The sequence below is a fragment of the Yeosuana sp. genome (assembly GCF_057126245.1).
The window spans coordinates 38577-60057 of record NZ_DBNGMQ010000090.1 but is presented as its reverse complement, the minus strand read 5'-3'; the positions used below and the strand labels follow the sequence as shown (position 1 = coordinate 60057).

22 protein-coding genes and 1 tRNA gene are annotated in these 21481 nt (G+C 31.4%); 12 read left to right on the top strand and 11 right to left on the bottom strand.

Annotated features, from left to right (window positions below):
• Nucleotides 1–3: 3 nt before the first annotated feature.
• A tRNA-Pro gene (locus AC15TD_RS12835) sits at nucleotides 4–78 on the bottom strand.
• Between the two features lie 124 nt (nucleotides 79–202).
• On the opposite strand from AC15TD_RS12835, the gene AC15TD_RS12830 reads away from it, so the two are divergent.
• The 8 genes from AC15TD_RS12830 to AC15TD_RS12795 all read left to right on the top strand — a co-directional run bounded on the left by AC15TD_RS12830 (nucleotide 203) and on the right by AC15TD_RS12795 (nucleotide 7994).
• The gene (locus AC15TD_RS12830) at nucleotides 203–2503 is read left to right on the top strand and encodes a TonB-dependent receptor family protein (RefSeq protein WP_484452553.1); all 2301 of its coding nucleotides are present in this window, start codon (nucleotides 203–205) and stop codon (nucleotides 2501–2503) included.
• A gap of 23 nt (nucleotides 2504–2526) precedes the next feature.
• Nucleotides 2527–3648: a PQQ-dependent sugar dehydrogenase gene (locus AC15TD_RS12825; protein WP_484452552.1), complete on the top strand. Its 1122-nt coding sequence runs from the start codon at nucleotides 2527–2529 to the stop codon at nucleotides 3646–3648.
• Nucleotides 3649–3652: 4 nt separating this feature from the next.
• The gene (locus tag AC15TD_RS12820; protein WP_484452551.1) at nucleotides 3653–4069 is read left to right on the top strand and encodes a c-type cytochrome; all 417 of its coding nucleotides are present in this window, start codon (nucleotides 3653–3655) and stop codon (nucleotides 4067–4069) included.
• Between the two features lie 64 nt (nucleotides 4070–4133).
• Complete coding sequence (gene udk / locus AC15TD_RS12815; RefSeq protein WP_484452550.1) at nucleotides 4134–4739, top strand: uridine kinase; 606 nt, start codon at nucleotides 4134–4136, stop codon at nucleotides 4737–4739.
• Complete coding sequence (locus AC15TD_RS12810) at nucleotides 4740–5069, top strand: FtsB family cell division protein (RefSeq protein ID WP_484452549.1); 330 nt, start codon at nucleotides 4740–4742, stop codon at nucleotides 5067–5069.
• Complete coding sequence (locus AC15TD_RS12805; protein ID WP_484452548.1) at nucleotides 5062–6435, top strand: methylmalonyl-CoA mutase subunit beta; 1374 nt, start codon at nucleotides 5062–5064, stop codon at nucleotides 6433–6435. Before AC15TD_RS12810 ends, AC15TD_RS12805 begins: the two co-directional genes overlap by 8 nt.
• A gap of 1 nt (nucleotide 6436) precedes the next feature.
• Nucleotides 6437–7093: a hypothetical protein gene (locus AC15TD_RS12800; protein WP_484452547.1), complete on the top strand. Its 657-nt coding sequence runs from the start codon at nucleotides 6437–6439 to the stop codon at nucleotides 7091–7093.
• Nucleotides 7094–7517: 424 nt separating this feature from the next.
• Complete coding sequence (locus AC15TD_RS12795) at nucleotides 7518–7994, top strand: hypothetical protein (RefSeq protein ID WP_484452546.1); 477 nt, start codon at nucleotides 7518–7520, stop codon at nucleotides 7992–7994.
• Between the two features lie 93 nt (nucleotides 7995–8087).
• Here AC15TD_RS12795 and hemL read toward each other — a convergent pair whose 3' ends face one another.
• Genes hemL through AC15TD_RS12775 form a run of 4 tightly spaced genes read right to left on the bottom strand, consistent with a single transcriptional unit; the run spans nucleotide 8088 to nucleotide 11436 of the window.
• Nucleotides 8088–9377, bottom strand: a complete 1290-nt coding sequence (gene hemL, locus AC15TD_RS12790; RefSeq protein ID WP_484452545.1) for a glutamate-1-semialdehyde 2,1-aminomutase — start codon at nucleotides 9375–9377, stop codon at nucleotides 8088–8090.
• Between the two features lie 17 nt (nucleotides 9378–9394).
• Nucleotides 9395–10180 (bottom strand): glucosaminidase domain-containing protein, encoded by a 786-nt coding sequence (locus tag AC15TD_RS12785; RefSeq protein WP_484452544.1) that lies wholly within the window; start codon nucleotides 10178–10180, stop codon nucleotides 9395–9397.
• A gap of 1 nt (nucleotide 10181) precedes the next feature.
• Nucleotides 10182–11096, bottom strand: a complete 915-nt coding sequence (locus AC15TD_RS12780) for a 1-aminocyclopropane-1-carboxylate deaminase/D-cysteine desulfhydrase (protein ID WP_484452543.1) — start codon at nucleotides 11094–11096, stop codon at nucleotides 10182–10184.
• Nucleotides 11077–11436 carry a hypothetical protein gene (locus tag AC15TD_RS12775; protein WP_484452542.1) on the bottom strand — a complete coding sequence of 120 codons (360 nt, stop codon included), beginning with the start codon at nucleotides 11434–11436 and terminating at the stop codon, nucleotides 11077–11079. The genes AC15TD_RS12780 and AC15TD_RS12775 overlap by 20 nt, the downstream gene beginning before the upstream one ends.
• Before the next feature lie 38 nt (nucleotides 11437–11474).
• Between AC15TD_RS12775 and AC15TD_RS12770 the strand changes: the two genes are divergently transcribed.
• From AC15TD_RS12770 to AC15TD_RS12760, 3 genes are all read left to right on the top strand, one after another.
• Entirely contained in the window at nucleotides 11475–11633 is a 159-nt protein-coding gene (locus AC15TD_RS12770; RefSeq protein ID WP_484452541.1) for a C1orf53 family protein, read from the top strand.
• Nucleotides 11634–11715: 82 nt separating this feature from the next.
• Nucleotides 11716–12285: a DUF4136 domain-containing protein gene (locus AC15TD_RS12765; RefSeq protein ID WP_484452540.1), complete on the top strand. Its 570-nt coding sequence runs from the start codon at nucleotides 11716–11718 to the stop codon at nucleotides 12283–12285.
• Nucleotides 12286–12388: 103 nt separating this feature from the next.
• Nucleotides 12389–14146, top strand: coding sequence for an aromatic amino acid hydroxylase (locus tag AC15TD_RS12760; protein ID WP_484452539.1), 1758 nt, complete (start codon nucleotides 12389–12391; stop codon nucleotides 14144–14146).
• 1 nt (nucleotide 14147) lies between these two features.
• On the opposite strand, the gene AC15TD_RS12755 is transcribed toward AC15TD_RS12760, so the two are convergent.
• Genes AC15TD_RS12755 through AC15TD_RS12745 form a run of 3 tightly spaced genes read right to left on the bottom strand, consistent with a single transcriptional unit; the run spans nucleotide 14148 to nucleotide 16242 of the window.
• Nucleotides 14148–14900, bottom strand: a complete 753-nt coding sequence (locus AC15TD_RS12755) for an enoyl-CoA hydratase/isomerase family protein (protein WP_484452538.1) — start codon at nucleotides 14898–14900, stop codon at nucleotides 14148–14150.
• 54 nt (nucleotides 14901–14954) lie between these two features.
• A complete protein-coding gene (locus AC15TD_RS12750) occupies nucleotides 14955–15890 on the bottom strand; it encodes a pyridoxal-phosphate dependent enzyme (protein ID WP_484452537.1) in 936 nt (311 codons plus the stop codon).
• Nucleotides 15883–16242 (bottom strand): VOC family protein, encoded by a 360-nt coding sequence (locus tag AC15TD_RS12745; RefSeq protein ID WP_484452536.1) that lies wholly within the window; start codon nucleotides 16240–16242, stop codon nucleotides 15883–15885. The genes AC15TD_RS12750 and AC15TD_RS12745 overlap by 8 nt, the downstream gene beginning before the upstream one ends.
• Before the next feature lie 119 nt (nucleotides 16243–16361).
• On the opposite strand from AC15TD_RS12745, the gene AC15TD_RS12740 reads away from it, so the two are divergent.
• Nucleotides 16362–16667: a rhodanese-like domain-containing protein gene (locus AC15TD_RS12740; protein ID WP_484452535.1), complete on the top strand. Its 306-nt coding sequence runs from the start codon at nucleotides 16362–16364 to the stop codon at nucleotides 16665–16667.
• Here the strand turns inward: AC15TD_RS12740 and AC15TD_RS12735 are convergent.
• The 3 genes from AC15TD_RS12735 to alaS all read right to left on the bottom strand — a co-directional run bounded on the left by AC15TD_RS12735 (nucleotide 16662) and on the right by alaS (nucleotide 21313).
• Nucleotides 16662–17279 (bottom strand): DUF4230 domain-containing protein, encoded by a 618-nt coding sequence (locus AC15TD_RS12735; RefSeq protein ID WP_484452534.1) that lies wholly within the window; start codon nucleotides 17277–17279, stop codon nucleotides 16662–16664. The two genes, AC15TD_RS12740 and AC15TD_RS12735, sit on opposite strands and share 6 nt — an antisense overlap.
• A gap of 473 nt (nucleotides 17280–17752) precedes the next feature.
• Entirely contained in the window at nucleotides 17753–18697 is a 945-nt protein-coding gene (locus AC15TD_RS12730; RefSeq protein ID WP_484452533.1) for a GSCFA domain-containing protein, read from the bottom strand.
• A 3-nt stretch (nucleotides 18698–18700) separates the two neighbouring features.
• Entirely contained in the window at nucleotides 18701–21313 is a 2613-nt protein-coding gene (gene alaS, locus AC15TD_RS12725; protein ID WP_484452532.1) for an alanine--tRNA ligase, read from the bottom strand.
• Nucleotides 21314–21481: the final 168 nt, after the last annotated feature.

The following is a 21481-nucleotide window of genomic DNA, read 5'->3' as shown; positions in this document are numbered from 1 at the left end:
TTGTCGGGGTGGCAGGATTCGAACCTGCGACCTCCGCGTCCCAAACGCGGCGCGATAACCGGGCTACGCTACACCCCGAATTTTGGTTATCTGTAACGGGATGCAAATATACTTTTTTTATTCATTTCACAATTACAATTCTAAAAAAAATCTCTTAATTAAATATCATAATTTAGCACCTTTCAATTTTTAATCATTTTAAATGTATTTTATTAAAAAAATACTTCTTACTTTTTTTATCATAGGCACTAACTATTTTAGTTTTGGGCAAACTAGCATTAAAGGTAAAATATTGGATAATGAAAATGGCATTTCACTAGGCTTTACTCAAATAATTAACCCTGAGAATAAAAAGGTTATAACTTCAAAGTTTGACGGTACTTTTGAGCTTTCTAATCTAGGTTTTTACACATTTAAAAAAGAAGGCTACATTGAAAAAACTATAGAACTAAAAGCAAATCAATATTACATTATTCAACTTAGCATCAATCCTTCTGAATTAAATGAAATTGTTATTAATGCAAATCACATCCCTAAAAAACTAAAAAAAGCAACAGCTACCATTAGCATTATTTCTTCTGAAGACATAGAACGCTCGAACAACACAGATTTTGCACCAATTTTAAATAGAACACCTGGAGTTTTTATGCAAAGTGGTTCACTTAACACAAACCGCTTGACCATTAGAGGTATTGGCTCTAGAAATCTTTTTGGAACTTCAAAAATAAGAGCTTATTTTAGAGATATTCCTTTAACCAATGGCAGTGGCGAAACCACTATTGAGGATTTTGAACTTGCTTCTATATCGCGTTTTGAAATTATTAAAGGAGCAGCTTCAAGTGTTTACGGTGCGGGTTTAGGCGGAACAATTCACTTAATACCTCAAAATGCTTACTTGAATAACTCTAGTGTTAACTCTGAATTATCTATAGGCTCTTTCGGTTTAATAAAAGGCATCTTGAACGTAAATCATGGAACAACAAAAAACAGTTATAGAGCGATATATAGTAACACAAATAGCGATAGCTATAGAGAAAACAATGAATATACTAGAGAAACTTTTACTTTAGTTTCAAATCATTTTTTAACTACTAAAGATGAATTAACCGTTTTAGGAAGTTATGTTGATTTAAAAGCTTTTATACCTAGTTCTATTGATAAAAACACCTATTTAAACACCCCTGAATCTGCTGCATTTACCTGGAAACAATCTAAAGGTTTTGAAGATTCTAAAAGAGGTGTTTTTGGTTTATCCTGGAATCATGATTACACCCGTAATTTAAAACAAGTTACAAGTATTTTTACATCGTTTAGAGATGCTTACGAACCCAGACCGTTCAATATTTTAAAGGAAAACACCTTAGCTTTAGGTTTTAGAAGTAGGCTTTTAGGAAACCTGAAGCTATTCAATAAAAATATGAATTGGACATTTGGTGGGGAACTATTTAGCGATACCTATAAATACGGAACTTTTGAAAATTTATATGAAAATTTTCCCATGGGTACAGGAAGCGTTGAAGGTGATAGGTTATCAAACTTTAAAGAGAAACGACATTACTACAACGTTTTTTTTGAAACCAATTATGAGTTTTCAGAAAAAACAACCCTTTCAATAGGCTTAAATTTAAATAAAACAGCCTATACGTTAGAAGATATCTTCCCGGTTTCAGATACTGATCCGAATCAATCGGGTAGTTTTAAATTTAAAAATATCGTATCTCCAAAATTTGGATTATCACATTTGATTTCAGAAAATTTTAGTGTTTTTGGAAGCGTAAGCCATGGCTTCTCTCCTATATCACTGAATGAAACTTTGTTACCAGACGGACAAATAAACACAAACTTAAAACCAGAAACAGGTTGGAATTTTGAAATTGGAAGTCGAGGTAAAGCTTTAAATAACAAACTACAGTTTAATGTATCAATATATCGTTTAGCTATGAGAAATCTATTAGTTTCAAGAAGAACAGCTCAAGACGAATTTATTGGGATTAATGCAGGTAAAACGCGTCATGATGGTTTAGAATTGGCGGTAACTTATAATTGGCTCAAAAATAAAAACATAACTGTTAGTTCCTTTATAAACTATACGCTTAATAATTTCATCTTCAAGGAATTTATTGATGACACTAACGATTTTTCTGGAAATGATTTAACGGGTGTTCCATCAGATATATTTAATGCTGGAATTGATCTTAATACTGATTTTGGAATTTATGGTAATATTAATTTTCAATACGTAGGAAAAATACCTATTACAGATAGCAATAGTTTATTTTCAGATAACTACAATATAACTAACTTAAAAATTGGTTTTGAAACAAATCTTAATAAAAAGCTAAAATTAAATATATTCTTAGGCTTAAATAATATATTTGATGTGCAATATGCATCTCAAATCTTGATAAATGCATCAGGTTTTGGTGGTAGTGCACCACGTTACTACTATCCTGGAAACCCTTTAAATTATTTCACCGGAATTAATTTAAACTATATTTTTTAATGTATATTAAAAGCAAAAACAACATGAGGCACATTCATACATTACTTATTTTTACTTTTATTGCTTTTAGTGCTTGTGCACAACAAGCAGATTCTGAAGTAAAAGCAATAGACCCAGTAAATATTAATTATACGACAGAATTAGTGGTCCCTGATTTAAACATCCCTTGGGGAATGGTTTTTTTACCAGATGGTAGCATGTTGATTACTGAAAAAACTGGAGAAATAATTCATTTTAAAGATGGTGAAAAAACAGCCATTAATGGTGTTCCAGAAGTATATGTCCGTGGTCAAGGTGGATTATTAGACATAGAAATTCATCCAGATTATGAAACTAATGGGTGGATTTACATAACTTTTAGTTCAGCCGAAGGCGATAGCGAAGGTGGTAATACCGCTTTAATGAGAGCTAAGCTAATTGGTAATTCTCTAGTTGAAAAACAATTACTTTACAAAGCCAGTCCAAACACCAAAAAGGGACAACATTTTGGTTCTCGTATAGAATTTGATAATGATGGCTACTTATATTTTTCTATTGGTGAGCGAGGAGAACGTGATGTAAACCCACAAGATATCACCAGAGATTGCGGTAAAATTTACAGATTAAATGATGATGGTAGTATTCCTTCTGACAATCCTTTTGTTGGAACAGAAAATGCCAAAACTGCTATTTTTAGTTACGGGCACAGAAACCCTCAAGGCATGGTCAAAAACCCGTCAACGGGAGCTATTTGGGTTAATGAACACGGTCCACGAGGTGGTGATGAAATCAATATCATTGAAAAAGGAAAAAATTATGGATGGCCCGTTATTTCATACGGTATTAATTATAGCGGAACACCGTTTACAGATATCACAGAAAAAGAAGGTATGGAGCAGCCCCTATTTTATTGGGTGCCTTCTATCGCACCAAGTGGCATGGCTTTTGTTTCATCTGATAAATATCCAGAATGGGAAGGAAGCGTATTAGTTGGATCATTAAAATTTGAATACCTCGAACGACTCGTTTTAGAAAATAATAAAGTTATCAAACGAGAAAAATTATTTGAAAAAATAGGTCGTGTTAGAAACGTCATGCAAGGACCTGATGGTTACATCTATTTTGCTGTAGAAGGTAAAGGAATATTTAAAATTATTGAAAAATAAAAATATGAACTTATTCGCAACCTACTTTTTTGTAATTACATCTTTACCTTTATTAAACGCTGATAAAGACAATTACCAACAAATAGACCTTTTAAAAGAAAGCATAAAACGGGGTAGTGACATTTATGCCGATTTTTGTGTGTCCTGTCATTTACCTAATGGAGAAGGTGTCGAAAATGTATATCCTCCATTAGCAAAATCAGATTACCTTTTAAAAAACCGAGAAGCGAGTATTAGTGGTATTAAGTATGGACAACAAAAGGAAATAGTTGTTAATGGAAAAACATACAATGGCTATATGGCTCCTCTAGGTTTAAGCGATGATGAAGTAGCCGATGTCATGAATTACATCACAAATAGTTGGGGAAATAAAAATGACAAAATGGTTACAGAAGAAGAAGTTTCTAATATTAAAAAATAGATATATTACGCTTAAATGGTTTAACATTTAACTAACTTTGTAAACGTTTTTTAAACAAAAAATCATGCTTATAATAGGAATTGCAGGCGGTACAGGGTGTGGAAAGACAACAGTTGTAAACAAAATTATTGATGAACTTCCAGAAGGAGAAGTTGGTGTTATTTCGCAAGATTCTTATTATAAAGACACCTCACATTTAAGTTATGAGGAACGTATCAAGGTTAATTTTGATCATCCAAGATCTATAGATTTCACGCTTCTCGTTGAACATTTAGACTGTTTAAAGAGAAACATACCGATACCCCAACCTGTTTACTCGTTTGTAAAACACAATAGAACTGGAGATACAGTTTTAACACATCCAAGAAAAGTTATGATTGTTGAAGGGATTTTAATTTTTACAAATCCTGAATTGAGAGACATGTTTGATATAAAACTCTTTGTACATGCTGATACTGATGAACGTTTAATAAGGCGTTTAAAACGTGATATTACAGAACGAGGCAGAGATATTGAAGAAGTATTATCACGCTACCAAAACACCTTAAAACCAATGCATATGCAGTTTATTGAACCAATGAAGGAATATGCCGATATGATTATACCCAACAATAAACATAACCACGTAGCCATAGATATAGTTAAATCAATTATAACTCAAAAATTATAAATGTCAATTTTAAAGAGAAAATCAAAATTTCTAAAACCCTTCAAAAATGTGTTTCTACTCATTTTAGTTGTTTTTATTATTTGGATGCTTTTTTTTGATGCTAATTCTTACCTGATCCATCATGAATTAAATTCAGATATTGATGCTCTAGAAACTGAAAAGGAATATTACCAAAAAGAAATTGAGAAAGACAAAAAAGCGATAAAAAAATTAAGTACAGAAGACGGTGTAGAAAAATTTGCGCGTGAAGAATATTACATGAAACGTGATAATGAAGAGATATTCATTATTGAATATGAAGACAGCTTAAAAACTAGTAATAATGAGTAAGTTATTATTCGATGAATTTGATGCTGTTACTTCAAAGCAGTGGAAACAAAAAATACAATTTGACTTAAAAGGCGCGGACTACAACGATTTATTAATATGGAAAACGAGTGAAGCCATAAGTGTAAAGCCGTTTTATAATTCTGAAGATTTAAAAGATGTAATAACTTTTTCTAATACCAAAACTTCACAATGGAATATTTGTCAATCCATTTATGTGAATAATGTTGAGAAATCTAATAAAAAGGCACTTGATGTTATCAAAAAAGGAACTGACACCATAAAATTTATTATTCCTGATGATACCGTTTCAATACAAACACTTCTTGAAAATATAGATATTTCATTAACACCTATCCATTTTGAATTCCAATTTCTTTCAGAAACCTATATTCAGCAATTTTCTAAAATTCAAAATAAAGAAACCCTTTATATTCATAATGACATCATAGGAAATCTAGCTAAAAGTGGAAATTGGTTTAGTAATATTACAGATGATCATTTAAAATTTGAAAGTGCTGTTAACACATTAAATACTGTAAGTATAAATACATCTTTATATCAAAATGCAGGAGCAAGCATGCTACAACAATTAGCCTACGGATTATCTCATGCAAATGAATACCTAAATTATTTTGATTCTAAACTAAAAGAAGACACAAAAGAAAAATTAAAAGTTGTTTTTAATGTTGCTGTTGGAACTAATTACTTTTTTGAAATAGCAAAACTAAGAGCACTAAGAATTCTTTGGAGCACATTAGCCTCAGAATATGGATTTAACAACTCATGCTTTATAATTACAGAACCTACAAAACGCAATAAAACCTTATATGATTATAATACAAATTTGTTAAGAACCACAACAGAATGTATGAGCGCTGTTTTAGGTGGATCGAATACAGTTAATAATTTGCCATATGATGCCATATATCATAAAAATAATAAGTTTAGTGAAAGAATTTCACGGAATCAATTATTGATTTTAAAACATGAAAGTTATTTTTCGAAAGTAGATAATCCTTGTGACGGTTCGTACTACATAGAAAGCTTAACGAATCAATTATCAGAAAAGGCCTTAGAATTATTTAAAAATATTGAAGCTCATGGAGGTTTTCTTAAACAATTAAAAGAAGGCACCATACAGCGAAAAATAAAAGAAAGTGCTCATGCCGAGCAAAAATATTTTGACCAAGGAAAAAAAATTATATTAGGAAGCAATAAACATCCTAACCCAAATGATACTATGAAACATGAATTAGAACTTTATCCTTTTGTAAAAACTAATCAGAGGAAAACTTTAATTGAACCTATTATAGGAAAACGATTAACTGAAACATTAGAACAAGAACGATTAAAAAAAGAAATTTAAAATGAAAACAAAAATTCACCTTATTACTTTACTACTTCTCTTTACTATTTCTAGTTGTAAAAAAGAAAAATCATTTACTGATTTTAAATTTTCAGATAAGCCTTCAACGTTAGCATGTGAAAATATCAACATAAAACTATATAACGAAGCCCTTTATAGCTTTGAAGAAGATATTACTAATTACTTTGGAAAAGGCAGACTAAATACTCAATCCGCTTATTCACAATTTCTCAGACTATCTACTTACAATAGAATACCCTTCAAGGACTTAGTTTCTGAGCATAGCTATAAAGTATTTCAAGCACTAAAAGAGGATTCTAATTTGTGGGATTTAAACAATAGCAAAAGCCATTTAAATTATAATAGTAGTTTAATTAGTTGCATCTCTAAAAACATTTCTGATCTAAATTTAAAAACAACATTTAATGCCTTATTATCAACTAATAGCATGAGTCCCGAATTATTTGGCGCTCCTTTAGCATCAAATTTTAGATTAGCATTTAGTGATAAATATTTAGCCTCCTATATTGCTTTTGACTTGTTCTATGCCAAAATGCTAGACGTTGATTTTTCTCAAGTTGATTTTAATTCTGTTGAAAAAACAAATAAAGTAGAAAGAAAGATTGAAAATAGTCTTAAAGAAGATATAAATGAATAAATGTAACGTATTCAAAAATTAAAAAGCCAGCAATTTATAATTGCTGGCTTTTTATAACTAACCAATTTAACTAAACTAACTTAAAAATCTAAACTTAAATCCTTTTAAACTTTCTAAAAAAAGGGCTATGACTTTGATTTCTTATGCAAAGACACATAAAATTGACCTAACAAGATCTATAATTTAGAAATGTTTAACATCAAATTCCAAAATTTTATATCTTCCTTAAGACTTACTTGAACAAGTGTTAATTTTTTAAGATAAAAGTCACTTGATTACCTAATTATTTAGTACAACAAAGTTTATGTTTTGAATTTCATAAACATTCATATTTATGTTAAACCAAAGTTAAAATTTATCACACCATTAAACCTTTTCAGAAATATAAAGTCCTAAAGGCAATAAACACTTAAATAAATACATTATGAAAAAAATAGTTTTTATAGCTCTTTTATTAATAGTTAACCAGGTAAATGCGCAACAAAAGCAACGTGCTAATAAAGAACGTGGTGAAAAAATGGAACGGTTTAGCGACATGACTCCAGACGAAATAGCAACATTACAAACAAAAAAAATGACTTTACATTTAGATTTAAATGAATCTCAACAAAAAGAGATTAAAAAATTAAATGTTGAAAATGCTAAATCAAGAAAAGCTAAGATGGAAGCTTTTAAAGCTCAGAAAGAAAATGGTGACATGCAAAAACCTTCAAAAGAGGAACGTCTTAAAAGGATGAATGAACGTTTAGACAACCAGATTGAGATGAAAGCAAAAATGAAAAAGATTTTAAATGACGAACAATATGATAAATGGGAGAAATCTCAAGAGCGTATGAAAAATAAAAACGAAAGAATGCCAAAACGAAAAGGCCAAAAACAAGGTCAGCGTCTCGGCAAATAAAAAACAAACATGTTAGTTAGATATATAGTTTGTTGATTGATTTTAGTTTAGTTTAAAGCCTTTCCGTATTTGGAAAGGCTTTTTTTTTTAACATTACAACAATGTGCTTGTTACTTTTTTAACAGCTTCAATGGTGGCATCTAAATCTTTATAAGTTAATGCATCGGTAATAAACCAAGTTTCAAAAGCACTAGGCGCTATATAAATGCCCTCATTTAACATCCCATGAAAGAATTTTTTAAAGCTTTCATTATTACCTTTTGCCGATGTTTCGAAATCAACAACCTCATCTTCTGCAAAATGAATAGAAATCATAGATCCTACTCTGTTAATGGTATGAACAATATTATTCTCATTTAATACTTTAGTAAAACCTTCATGTAAATAGGCAGTTTTTTCGGCCAGTCTTTTAAAAATCTCCGAATCGTTATTTAATGTTTCTAGCATAGCTAAACCTGCTGCCATAGCTAATGGATTCCCACTTAAAGTTCCTGCTTGATATACGGGCCCTAAGGGAGCCAAATGATTCATAATTTCTTCCCTAGCAGCAAAGGCTCCAACCGGCAAACCACCTCCAATAACTTTTCCAAAACACACGATATCTGCACTGATATTAAAAAGTTCTTGAGCGCCTCCTTTTGCTAATCTAAAACCCGTCATAACCTCATCAAAGATGAGCAAAATATCATGTTCGTTACAAAGTAATCTTAGCGCTTGTAAAAAACCTTCTTTTGGCGGTATGCAACCCATATTTCCTGCTACTGGCTCAATAATAACACAAGCTATTTCACCCTTATTAGCATCTAAAAGTTCTTTCACATTATCAATATTATTATAGGTTGCTAGTAAGGTATCCTTAGCTGTTCCCTCTGTAACTCCCGGACTATTAGGTGAACCAAAAGTAACGGCGCCACTTCCTGCTTGAATTAAAAAAGAATCACTATGCCCATGGTAACAACCAGCAAACTTTACAATTTTATCTTTTCCAGTAAAACCTCTAGCTAGTCTGATAGCACTCATACAAGCTTCTGTTCCTGAATTAACAAAACGAATTTTGTCAATATTTGGTACCATAGATACAGCTAGCTCTGCAATTTGAGTTTCAATTTCCGTAGGCATACCAAAAGACGTTCCTTTTTTTGCTTTTTCTACAACGGCATTAACCACAGGTTCATAGGCATGTCCTAAAATCATTGGCCCCCATGAATTGATATAATCTATCAACTTATTACCATCTTCATCGTATAAATAAGCGCCTTTGGCTTCTTTTACAAAAATAGGCGTTCCGCCTACTGCTTTAAAAGCTCTCACTGGTGAATTCACACCACCCGGAATCACTTTTTCAGCTTGTGCAAATAAGTCACTACTACGTTTATAATTCATAAACTATCTTAATTTATTTAATTAGAACTTACAACCAGTTCTTGTCCTATGTTTATTTCTATTCCTGTTAATCTGTTTAAATTTTTAAGCTCTTCAACTGTCAATTTATATTTTCTTGAAATAGAATACAACGTATCTCCTTTAACTACGACATATGTTTTAGCCGTGTTGTCTTCTTTAATATTATAGGTTTTATCGTCTTTTAATATGTCTCTATCAAATTTATACAACTCATAACGTTCAATCAAACTAATTAACTTATCAGGATATTTTCTATCTGTTGCATAACCGGCTGCTTTTAATTCTTTTGCCCATCGTTTATAATCATCTTTATCTAAATCAAATAGCTTAGAATAACGACTGCGAGTTGACAAAAACAAAGAATGATCTCTGTATGAATATTTTGCATTCTTATATTTTCTGAAACATTCTTGTGATTTATCATCATCATGGTAAATTCTTGCGCCAGTCCAATCATGACATTTTATTCCAAAATGATTATTGGCTTCTAATGAAAGACGACCTCTTCCAGAATTAGACTCAAGTATTCCTTGCGCTAATGTTATACTTGCAGGAATTCCATATAAATGCATTTCATTTTGAGCAATGGCACTAAAAACATCTATATATTCTGGAGTAGAATTAATTTTAATACTTATATAATCGGAATCATTATCGCCATTTTCCACTGTTACAACCTTCTCTATTGTTGTTTTTGATGTGCGTTTACTTGAACTGCTTTTCCTCGAACCACAGCTAAATACAAAAGCTCCTAAAAACAACAGCACTACTATTTTCTTCATTTTAATAATCAATTAATGGCATTTTTTTTTGTTTTAAAACCATATTCATTCCTAATATTCCTTGTAATCCTCCTGTATGAACTGCAAGAATTTTTGAGCCTTCAGGAAAATATCCTTTTTCAATTAGATCATAAATCCCGTACATCATTTTTCCTGTATAAACAGGATCAAGTTGTATTTTATTGTCTATTTTAAATTGATTTATAAATTCAATTAATTCTATATTAATTTTAGCATAACCACCAAAATGGTAATCTGTAATAATATTCCAATTTTTATTGTCTACAAATTTACTAATATCTTCTTTTAAAAAAGAACCTTTTAAGACAGGAAATCCTAAAATTTGTTGACTAACATAAGAACTATTAATAATACCTGCAATAGTACCACCAGTTCCAACAGCTGTGCATACAAAATTAAAAACCTTATCTTCTTTTGCTAATATTTCCTCCGTACCTCTTATAGCTAAGGCATTAGTTCCTCCTTCAGGAACCAAATAAAATTCAAGAAATTCTTCCTGTAATTTTTTAATAAAAGAAGGTTTATACTTTTCTCTATAAAATTCTCTAGTTATAAACTTAAACTGCATTCCACAAGACTCTGCAAATAATAACGTTGGATTATCCTGAATCTTATCTCTAAGTTCGTTACCTCTAATAACACCAATGGTATTAAGACCAAATTCTTTACCTGCATATGCAACTGCCGCTATATGGTTTGAAAACGCCCCTCCAAATGTGAGCAATGTTTTAAAGTCCAACTTTTTAGCTTCTAGAATATTGTATTTTAATTTTCTGTATTTATTGCCAGAAATGAATGGATGAATCTTGTCTTCACGCTTTAAAAATAATTCAACACCATAATCTCTAGGCAACAAAATGGGTTGATTTATACTTTTATTTAATTGAAAAACCATGGCCACGAAGATACTTTAAAAATTTCCAAATATCCCTTTCATTAAGATACTTTGCATTGGACTCATTAAAAAATGCTTCTCGTTCAAAAGAAATATTTTTATAGGCCAAATGCCGATTCTTATAATATAATAATCCAATTAAATATTCAACACCATACCATATAAAAAATGGAACAATTAGTAACTCTACCTGCTGTTTTAAATGAATTCTTTCATGGTTTATTAAAACCTTATCTTTTTTAAAATGCAGATCTCTTACAAATATAAAAGGAAAGATAGCGATACCTTCATACCCTTTTGGAACTAGATATTTAGAACATGAAATCATAACCGTTAGCATTTAAAAATCAATCCAATTTACATTATCTTTGTAATAATATGAAGAAAATTATTCCCATTGAAGAAGGAGATTACTATTTAACACCTGAAGGTTATAGGTGTTTTACAGAACAATATCTTTTAAAAAGAGGTTATTGTTGTGAGAGTGGTTGCAGACACTGCCCTTATGGGTTTAACAAAAAAACTAACAACTTATAAAACAGAACATAAACCAATATATACGACTAGCCTTGGTATGATTATTGATGATAATTTGACAAATAAACTAATTTATATAGCTATGAAAAAATTAATAAAAACACTCTCTTTTTTAGCATTGCTTATAGTTTTAACCTCCTGTAGCTCAGTAAGAGTTGCTGCAGATTATGATAAAAATGCAAATTTTGAAAATTACAAAACCTTTGCTTTCTTTAAAACAGGAATAGACAAAGCTGAAATTAACGATTTAGATAAGCGTAGAATTTTACGCGCTATTGAATCAGAACTTTTAGCAAAAGGATTTACAAAATCTGAAACACCAGATTTACTGGTAAGCCTTTTCACTAAGTCCAACCAACGTGTTGATGTTTACAACAATGCGTGGGGCATGGGCGCATGGGGATGGGGCGGTTTTGGTCCATGGGGAGGATATGGCCCTGGTTGGGGCTGGGGTTGGAACCAACAACCTACCGTTTCAACATCAACAGAGGGAACACTGTTTGTAGACCTTATCGATGCTAAAAAGAAAGAATTGGTTTGGCAAGGAATGGGTACTGGCTATTTAAGCAGAAACATGGAGAAAAAAGAAGAACGTATTAAAGAGTTTGTATCTTCAATAATGGAAAAATATCCACCTGGATTATCCAAATAAAACTTAAAAAAGCGACTCTATGGGGTCGCTTTTTTATTTAACATCTTGCGCTTCAAATTATTATACTTTATTTGTATTTTTACTAAAACCACCAATAAAAAATATGGATAACTCTATAGAATCGAACGACATATTAAATCGCTTACCCAAGCATTTGAGGCAGTTTATAAAACCTCAAAATTACCAAGACTATTCCGCTATTAACCAAGCCGTTTGGCGTTATGTGATGCGAAAAAATGTAGATTTTTTAAGTAGCGTTGCGCATCAGTCTTATTTAGATGGTTTAAAAAAAACAGGGATTTCAATAGATAGCATTCCAAATATGTACGGTATGAATCGTATTTTAAAAGATATTGGTTGGGCTGCGGTTGCAGTAGACGGTTTTATTCCTCCCAATGCATTTATGGAATTTCAGGCCTATAACGTATTGGTTATAGCCAGTGACATCAGACAATTAGAACATATTGAATATACACCTGCACCCGATATTATTCATGAGGGCGCTGGGCATGCACCCATTATTGCCAATCCAGAATATGCTGAATATTTGCGCAGGTTTGGCGAAATAGGCTGTAAAGCCATTTCTTCAGCTAAAGATTATGAGTTGTATGAAGCCGTAAGACATTTATCTATTATTAAAGAAGCTCCAAACTCTAATAAAGACGATATCGCTTCTGCGGAAAAAAAAGTTGAGACATTACAACTAAACATGGGTGAACCTAGTGAAATGGCTCTTATTAGAAACCTTCATTGGTGGACTGTTGAGTATGGACTGATAGGAACAATAGAAAACCCAAAAATATATGGTGCTGGTTTATTGTCATCTATTGGAGAAAGTGCTTGGTGCATGACAAATAAGGTTGAAAAAATCCCTTACACCATTGAAGCAACCTATAAAGATTTTGATATTACAAAGCCACAACCTCAACTTTATGTAACCCCAGATTTTGCCCATTTAAGTTTAGTCTTAGAAGAATTTGCTAATACCATGGCATTGCGTAAGGGTAGACTTTCTGGTGTGAAAAAATTAATTAATTCACAAGCATTAGGAACAGTTGAACTAAGCACGGGTATTCAAATTTCTGGCATTTTTAGCGAAATTATTGAAACTAATGGAAACCTCATATATATTCAAACTAATGGAGAAACTGCCTTGTCATACAGAGAAAAAGAACTTGTTGGACATGGCACTAAAAACCATAAAAATGGTTTTGGCTCTCCTATAGGAAAACTTAAAGGTATCAATATAGCGATTGAAGATATGAGTCCGCGCGATTTAAGTGCTTATAACATTTATGAAGAAAAAACAGTGACCTTAGAGTTTGAAGGAGGTTTAACGGTTACTGGCGAAATTATTACAGGAAAGCGTAACTTACAAGGAAAAATAATACTTATCAGTTTTAAAAACTGCACGGTTAAACATCATGATACTGTTTTGTTTAAACCTGAATGGGGAATTTATGATATGGCAGTTGGAAAACAAGTTGTTTCAGCCTTTTCTGGACCAGCCGATTTAAATAGTTTTAACTTGATTACGCATATCCCAACTTCTAAAACCATTCATATAAAAAAGTCTAAAAAACAATTAGAATTAGAAGGCTTGTATCAGCAAATTAGGGACTATAGAGAAGAAAAAAACAAGACCATCTCAAGAACAAAAGTTTTAGAACAGTTAATTGATAAACATCCTACCGATTGGTTATTACCTGTAGAAATTTATGAATTAGCTTATATAGGAAATGAAAAAAATCTGTGTAATAGTATTTTAAAACATTTAGAAACCATTAAACAAAATCGACCAGACGTTGGAAAATTAATTGATGATGGTTTATCAATTATTAAAAAACCTATTAAAGTTTAAATTATTCCCTGAAACGTTTTAAAGTTTCTTTTGTAAACTTGCTTAATACGAATTTACCACTAATTTGGGCTCGCTTTTCAAGTAACTTATCCCAATGCGCAGTATTTTCCCAAAAAACAGTTTTGATTTCTTTTAAAACTTCAGGATTATAGCCTGCTAATCTTTCAGCAAGACCTTTTACAGCTGCATCCAATGCTACTGTGGTTTCAAAAACTTCGGCATATAAGCCTTTATCCTTTGCGAAATCTGTAGAAAAAAATGTTTCTGCATCGATAGTCATTTGAGACATGGCTGTTTTACCCATTTTTCTTGAAACAACAGGTTCAATAACAAAAGGACCAATACCAATACTTAACTCACTTAATCTTATGGAGGCGTAATGCGTTGCTAAGCAATAATCTGTGGCAGCCGCTAAACCAACACCACCACCAACCGTTTTTCCTTGAATACGACCAATAATAAGTTTAGGGCATTCACGCATAGCGTTTATAACCTTGGCAAAACCAAGAAAAAAATATTTACCGGTTTCTTCATCATTAATAGCTATAAGCTCATTAAAACTAGCACCAGCACAAAATGTTCTATCGCCTCCGCTTTTTAAAACAATAACTTTTACATCGTCATTAGTTCCTGCATCAAAAATAGTTTGTTGTAAACGTGACAACAAATCACTTGGCATAGAGTTTCTATTAGGATGAAAAAACTCAATGTAACCAACTTTATTTTCTATGTTAAGTGTTACGTAAGGCTGCATATTTTTTTATTAAAACGATAAATCATATTTTATTCAAACTTAATAATAAATTCATCAAAATGGCAGGTTTGACAAATCAACATTTCCGCCTGAAAGAATAATACCAATACTTTTATTTTTAAAATCTTCTTTGTTTTTTAATAATGCCGCAAAGGCCACAGCACTAGAAGGTTCAACAACAATCTTCATGCGTTCCCAGATAAATTTCATAGCTCGAATAATATCTTCCTCTTCTACTCTAATTATTTTTTCAACATACTTTTTAATAATTGGAAAATTTCTATCTCCTAAAAAAGTTCTTAAACCATCTGCAATCGTATTAACTTGCTCATTAAATTCAATATTGCCGCTTAACAAAGACCGATAAGCATCATCAGCATTTTTAGGTTCACCGCCAATAACTTTACAATACTTTGAGAAATAGTTCGCTGCTAAAGCAGTACCAGCAATTAAACCGCCACCACCAACAGGAGAAAATACATAATCTAAATCTGGATACTCTTCAAACAATTCAATTGCTGCAGTACCTTGACCGTAAATCACCTGATCATCATTCGAAGGATGAATAAATGTGGCGCCTGTTTCCTTCTGAACTTTTTCCGCCATTTCTTCTCGTGCTATAGGAGTTGAATCACATTCTATGATGTTGCCTAAATAGGTTTTAACTGCATTTTTTTTAACTTGTGGTGCATTTTTAGGCATGACAATATAAGCTTTAATACCTATTTTTTTTGCTGCCAAAGATAAGGCCTGAGCAAAATTCCCAGAAGAATGCGTGACAACACCTTTACGTCGTCCTTCATCAGACAAACTTAAAATAGCATTAGTAGCACCACGTATTTTAAAAGCACCCATTTTTTGAAAATTCTCGCATTTGAAATACACCTTTGCTTGAGTCATTTCATTTAAAAGCTCTGAAGTTAATATTGGTGTTCTATGAATATAAGGCTTTATACGTTCATGAACTTGTGTAAGTAGCTCTTTATTCATTATCTAATTTAAAGTGTGGATTATAAATAATACCTATAATATTCTGCCATGGATCATAAACTGAAGCAACCATTAATTCTCCGCCAACATTATTTGGTGCTTCGTGGGATTCAGCGCCTAAATCAATTAAGTGCGCATAGGTTTTAAAAATATCATCAACACCCCAATATGATATAACACTTTCTCCTTTTTCTTTTTCTTCTGGCAATAAACCTAATTCATACCCTTTAATGTTAAAGCCCACATAAAAAGGTTCGTCAAAGTATGGTTCAGTTTCAAAAGCTTTAGAATACCACAATTTTGCGGCTTTTAAATCCCCTATTTTATAAACTGTTGTTCTTAGTCCTAACATGCGTAAAAAAAAATATATTCTCTATTTTAAGGTTTGAAGATAATAAAAATTTAGGTTGTAACACTTGTTACACACGTTTCAAAAAAAATTAAAGTAATTTGCGTAAAATTTTAAAACATATGGGATTATTAGATTTTCTAACAGGAAATAAAACTGAAAAAATAAATGACTTTACTTCAAGAGGTGCAGTAATTATTGACGTAAGAACTAAGGAAGAGTATAGACAAGGTGCTATTCCTGGTTCAAAAAATATTCCTTTACAGATTATAAATTCACAAATTACTACAATAAAAAAGTTAAACAAACCTATTATAACGTGCTGTGCGAGTGGAATGCGTTCTGGTAATGCTGCTAGCATTTTAAATAACAACGGAATTGAAAGCATTAACGGTGGCGGTTGGACCAGTTTAAGGGCTAAACTATAATTTAATAGTTTTTTGTAGTCCCTCAAAATTACGTATTGGACTTTCGTTATATTGAAGTTTCCAGCCTAAAGAATTTGTTAAAATATAGAATTTCGACAATTCACTTATTAATCGGTTTTTAGCGTTTAACTTTAAATCAGACGCGTCTAACTTTTTAATAAGTGATGCTTTTACGGCATTCTTTATCTGGTTATAATCTTTGGCTTCAAAAGGGTTTAAAAAATCAGATTTTATATCGTAATATTCTAAATCTGGATTTATTTTTATTTCTTCTTTTGGAATACTTATAATAGTTAGTGTTTTTGATACTTTATCTACAGAATATTCAATTTTACTTAAATCATATGATATCGTAACATCTGCATTAACTACCACGAGTGCCTTTTTTTCTGAAGTAAAATAATCACCAAAAATCTCCTTTGAATTTCTGTAATTAAACACTTCGCTAAAATGACCTTCGGTAACAATAAGCTTTCCAACATTCTTAATTTGCCCTTGAATAAGTTCAGAACTTTCTTGAAGCACTATGTTGTCTGTTTTTTTATCTCCACAATATTTAAAAGTGAACAGTATAACAATCGTAATAAAAACACCAAATAAAATTTTTCGCATGTGCTAAATTAACAATATTTCAGGATTTTAAGTCTTTTAATTGTTATCACAGACTTGAAGTTGTATAAAAAGAAAAAACATCAGTTTCATTGGACTAAAAAAGTCTATCTAATATTTATCTCAAATTATTCCGTTTTGCTTTTTGTTAGTTTTCTTTCTTATGTTGAAAAAAATAAAAACACTATAAAACGAATCAGAACAAATAATGTGATTATTTCTTTCGAAGATTGTCACTGATTTATAATATTTACTTAAATGGTTAATAAAAAAACACCAGTTGTAAATCATTTAAGTGATTTTGCAACTGGTGTTTAATATTTGAACTGATTAATAGCAATGTTAATTTAACTCAATAAAAAGTAGTTTAATCAATTTTTCGTTAAAAATATGATTAAAAAAGATTAAGTGTTTTTTTTTAGAGAGGACACTATCACTCCAAATTTAACAAAAGGCTCAAAAACAAGATTACTTTTTTAAAAATTGATATAAAGAAACTTTTTTTGAAGTTCTATTTTTTTAGTTTCTAAATTTTGCAGAAATAACTGATGTGCTTTTGACTCTGGATTAAAAGGTTTATGTAGCAATCCTTTTTGAATAACATCAACCTCATCCATAGTTTTTAAAGCTTGTTCTGAAATCCATCCCTTTATGAATTTATCCCATATATAATTGATAGCCGTGTTATTTGGATGAATCATATCTTCTTCATAAAAACGATAATCACGAAGTTCATCCATCATAAGTTCATAAGAAGGAAAATAATACAATTGATTATTTATTACCTTATGAATTGCAGAAATTAAATGGGCTTTACTTTGGGCATTCTCAATAAAACCATCTTTTAAATGCCGCACTGGAGATACTGTAAAAATAATAGAGGCCTCAGAATTAACTTTTTTAACAAGATTTATAATATTTTCAAGTGATTGAATCACTTCTTCAAGGCTCATCAATTCTTTTCGAAACTGTTTTTGCGGAACTTTATGGCAATTGGCAACTATCGAGTTTGTTTCAATAAAACGATACATCCATGTAGTTCCTAATGTAATGATAATATGCGTAGATGCCCGTATTTGTTCATTTGTTGATTTAATAATTGTATTTAAATCATTTAACAAATTTTCTTTTGAAGTATTGCTTAGTTTAGAATGCGTATCAAAACAATGCCACTGTTCATTATGAAAAAATATATCATTTTCTGAATAAATTTTTCCTTCAATAGCATGAGATATTAAGTTTTCAATACCCTTTGGATGAAATAAAATACCAAACGGATTTTGAAGATTCTGAAACTTAAAATAGTCTAACTTTTTGCCAATATTATCTGAAAAACAAGACCCTAATAACAACACATTAGAACCGTAGTCTATTAAATTATGAGACTGCTTTTCTATTGGTATTTGGGTTTGTAGTTGCAAATTTTATAATATATAATCTTTTGCTTTTTCTAAGGCATCATTAATTCCTTCAGGTTTTTTACCACCTGCCGTTGCAAAAAATGGTTGTCCGCCGCCGCCACCTTGAATAAATTTACCTAGTTCCCTAACTACCAAACCCGCATTTAGATTTTTTTCTGCTACTAATTCTTTTGATATATAACAGGTGAGTAACGCTTTTCCGTCATTTTCTGAAGCAAAAAGTAAGAATAAATTTTTTAATTCACTTCCTAATTCGAAACATAAATCCTTCATTCCTGAAGTATCTAAATCGAGTTTCTTTGCTAAAAACTGAATACCATTTATTTCGGTTAATTCACTTTTAAGTTCACTTTTTATGTTTTTGGCTTTGTCCTTTAGTAAACTTTCAATCTGTTTTTTCAGACTTGTATTTTCTTCTTGTAAATGTTGAAGTGCTTTAACAGGTTCTTTAGCATTATTAAGCAAACTTTTTATTTCAAAATAAGCACGGTTATTTTCAAAATAAAAATCTTTAACGGCGTCGTTAGTAATCGCTTCAATACGACGAATCCCAGAGGCTACAGCTCCTTCGGACACAATCTTAAAATGCCAGATATCGGCGGTGTTTTTAACGTGTGTACCTCCACATAGCTCAATAGATTGACCAAAACGAATAGCCCTAACCGTATCACCATATTTCTCGCCAAACAAGCTCATAGCACCTTCTGCAATAGCATCTTCCTTTGAGATATTTCGCTTTTCGATTAAGGGTAATTTACCTTCAATTCTTGAGTTTACAAAGTTTTCAACGTCACGTAATTCTTCAACCGTTAATTTTGAGAAATGTGAAAAATCAAATCGTAAATGTTTTGAGTGAACAGCACTTCCCTTTTGTTCTACATGAGTTCCTAAAATTTCGCGTAATGCCTGATGTAATAAATGCGTTGCTGTATGATTGCACTCTGTTCTATATCGCTGTTTTGCATCTACAACCGCTTTAAAGTTTTCGCTGATATGATTGGGTAAACTTTTAGCAAAATGAATAATCACATTATTTTCCTTTTTAGTATCAACAATATATACCACCTCACCATGAATATCCTCTAAATACCCTTTATCACCAACTTGTCCGCCACCTTCTGGATAAAATGGTGTTAAATTGAACACCAATTGATAGACATCACCGTCTTTCTTTGAAGTTACTTTTCTATATCTCGTAAGTTTTACATCTGCTTGTAACGCATCATATCCAATAAATTCTTGTTCGGCATCTTCAAGTAAAACCGTCCAGTCTTCAGTTGATGTTTCACTTGCAGCTCTTGACCGATTTTTTTGCTTTTGAAGTTCTGCTTCAAAACGCTTTTCGTCTAATTTCAAACCCTTTTCACTTAAAATAAGAGCCGTTAAATCTATGGGAAACCCATAAGTGTCATATAATTCGAATGCTTTTTCTCCTGAAACAGTATCGCCTTTTGTCTCTTCAACAATACGATTTAATAAGACTAAACCTTGATCTAAGGTTCTTAAAAAAGAGTGTTCTTCCTCTCTAATCACATTTTCAATGAGGTGTTTTTGTACTTTTAATTCGGGAAACGCTGAGCCCATTTTTTTACTTAAGATATCAACTAAACGATAAATAAAAGGTTCCTTTTGGTCTAAAAACGTAAAACTATAACGAATAGCCCTACGTAGAATTCTTCTAATTACATAACCCGCACCTGTATTGCTGGGCAACTGACCGTCTGCTATTGAAAATGCTACAGCTCGAACATGGTCTGAAATCACGCGAATAGCCACATCTACCTTTTCATCTTTACCATAGGCTTTATCAGTAATGGTTTCAACCTCTCTAATTATTGGTGTAAACACATCAGTATCATAATTAGATTGTACGCCTTGTAATACCATACACAAACGTTCAAAACCCATACCTGTATCAATATGCTTATTTGGCAACGGTTCTAAACAACCATTAGCTTTACGATTGTATTGCATAAACACCAAATTCCATATCTCTACTACTTGAGGATGATCTTTATTTACTAAATCTTTTCCTGGTATTTTTGCTTTTTCTTCATCAGAACGAATATCAACATGAATTTCGCTACAAGGGCCACAAGGACCTTGATCTCCCATTTCCCAGAAGTTATCCTTTTTATTTCCCATAAGGATACGATCTTCAGATATTAATACTTTCCATAAATCGTATGCTTCTTGATCCAATGGAATACCATCGGCCTCATCGCCTTCAAAAACAGAGACATAAAGAATGTCTTTATTTATACTGAAAACCTCAGTCAAAAGTTCCCAAGACCAAGCGATTGCCTCTTTTTTAAAATAATCACCAAAACTCCAGTTACCAAGCATTTCAAAAAGTGTATGATGATAGGTATCATAACCAACTTCTTCTAAATCGTTATGTTTTCCTGAAACACGTAAACATTTTTGAGAATCTGCAATTCTGTTACTTTTTGGCTTGGCATTTCCTAAGAAATACTCTTTAAAAGGTGCCATTCCTGAATTAACAAACATTAAGGTTGGATCATCTTTTAAAACCATAGGCGCAGATGGTACTATACGATGCTTTTTATCTTCAAAAAACTTTAAAAATTTAGAACGAATATCTTGAGATTTCATTGATATAAAATGGTTACTATGTTGTTAAATTATATTAATTGCAAAACAATCTTTATCTTTACTCTTCATTTTTAAAAATTTATTTTGGAGAGACAAAGCTACAATTATACTGGCATAATGGTATTATAATAATATTTTTGTAGGTTTAATCGTTTGCTTATAAAATTT

Bases quoted from the DNA above. Each gene is read 5' to 3' on its own strand.
- AC15TD_RS12830 (WP_484452553.1), top strand. From the start codon at position 203: ATGTATTTTATTAAAAAAATACTTCTTACTTTTTTTATCATAGGCACT.
- AC15TD_RS12825 (WP_484452552.1), top strand. From the start codon at position 2,527: ATGAGGCACATTCATACATTACTTATTTTTACTTTTATTGCTTTTAGT.
- AC15TD_RS12820 (WP_484452551.1), top strand. From the start codon at position 3,653: ATGAACTTATTCGCAACCTACTTTTTTGTAATTACATCTTTACCTTTA.
- udk (WP_484452550.1), top strand. From the start codon at position 4,134: ATGCTTATAATAGGAATTGCAGGCGGTACAGGGTGTGGAAAGACAACA.
- AC15TD_RS12810 (WP_484452549.1), top strand. From the start codon at position 4,740: ATGTCAATTTTAAAGAGAAAATCAAAATTTCTAAAACCCTTCAAAAAT.
- AC15TD_RS12805 (WP_484452548.1), top strand. From the start codon at position 5,062: ATGAGTAAGTTATTATTCGATGAATTTGATGCTGTTACTTCAAAGCAG.
- AC15TD_RS12800 (WP_484452547.1), top strand. From the start codon at position 6,437: ATGAAAACAAAAATTCACCTTATTACTTTACTACTTCTCTTTACTATT.
- AC15TD_RS12795 (WP_484452546.1), top strand. From the start codon at position 7,518: ATGAAAAAAATAGTTTTTATAGCTCTTTTATTAATAGTTAACCAGGTA.
- hemL (WP_484452545.1), bottom strand. From the start codon at position 9,377: ATGAATTATAAACGTAGTAGTGACTTATTTGCACAAGCTGAAAAAGTG.
- AC15TD_RS12785 (WP_484452544.1), bottom strand. From the start codon at position 10,180: ATGAAGAAAATAGTAGTGCTGTTGTTTTTAGGAGCTTTTGTATTTAGC.
- AC15TD_RS12780 (WP_484452543.1), bottom strand. From the start codon at position 11,096: ATGGTTTTTCAATTAAATAAAAGTATAAATCAACCCATTTTGTTGCCT.
- AC15TD_RS12775 (WP_484452542.1), bottom strand. From the start codon at position 11,436: ATGCTAACGGTTATGATTTCATGTTCTAAATATCTAGTTCCAAAAGGG.
- AC15TD_RS12770 (WP_484452541.1), top strand. From the start codon at position 11,475: ATGAAGAAAATTATTCCCATTGAAGAAGGAGATTACTATTTAACACCT.
- AC15TD_RS12765 (WP_484452540.1), top strand. From the start codon at position 11,716: ATGAAAAAATTAATAAAAACACTCTCTTTTTTAGCATTGCTTATAGTT.
- AC15TD_RS12760 (WP_484452539.1), top strand. From the start codon at position 12,389: ATGGATAACTCTATAGAATCGAACGACATATTAAATCGCTTACCCAAG.
- AC15TD_RS12755 (WP_484452538.1), bottom strand. From the start codon at position 14,900: ATGCAGCCTTACGTAACACTTAACATAGAAAATAAAGTTGGTTACATT.
- AC15TD_RS12750 (WP_484452537.1), bottom strand. From the start codon at position 15,890: ATGAATAAAGAGCTACTTACACAAGTTCATGAACGTATAAAGCCTTAT.
- AC15TD_RS12745 (WP_484452536.1), bottom strand. From the start codon at position 16,242: ATGTTAGGACTAAGAACAACAGTTTATAAAATAGGGGATTTAAAAGCC.
- AC15TD_RS12740 (WP_484452535.1), top strand. From the start codon at position 16,362: ATGGGATTATTAGATTTTCTAACAGGAAATAAAACTGAAAAAATAAAT.
- AC15TD_RS12735 (WP_484452534.1), bottom strand. From the start codon at position 17,279: ATGCGAAAAATTTTATTTGGTGTTTTTATTACGATTGTTATACTGTTC.
- alaS (WP_484452532.1), bottom strand. From the start codon at position 21,313: ATGAAATCTCAAGATATTCGTTCTAAATTTTTAAAGTTTTTTGAAGAT.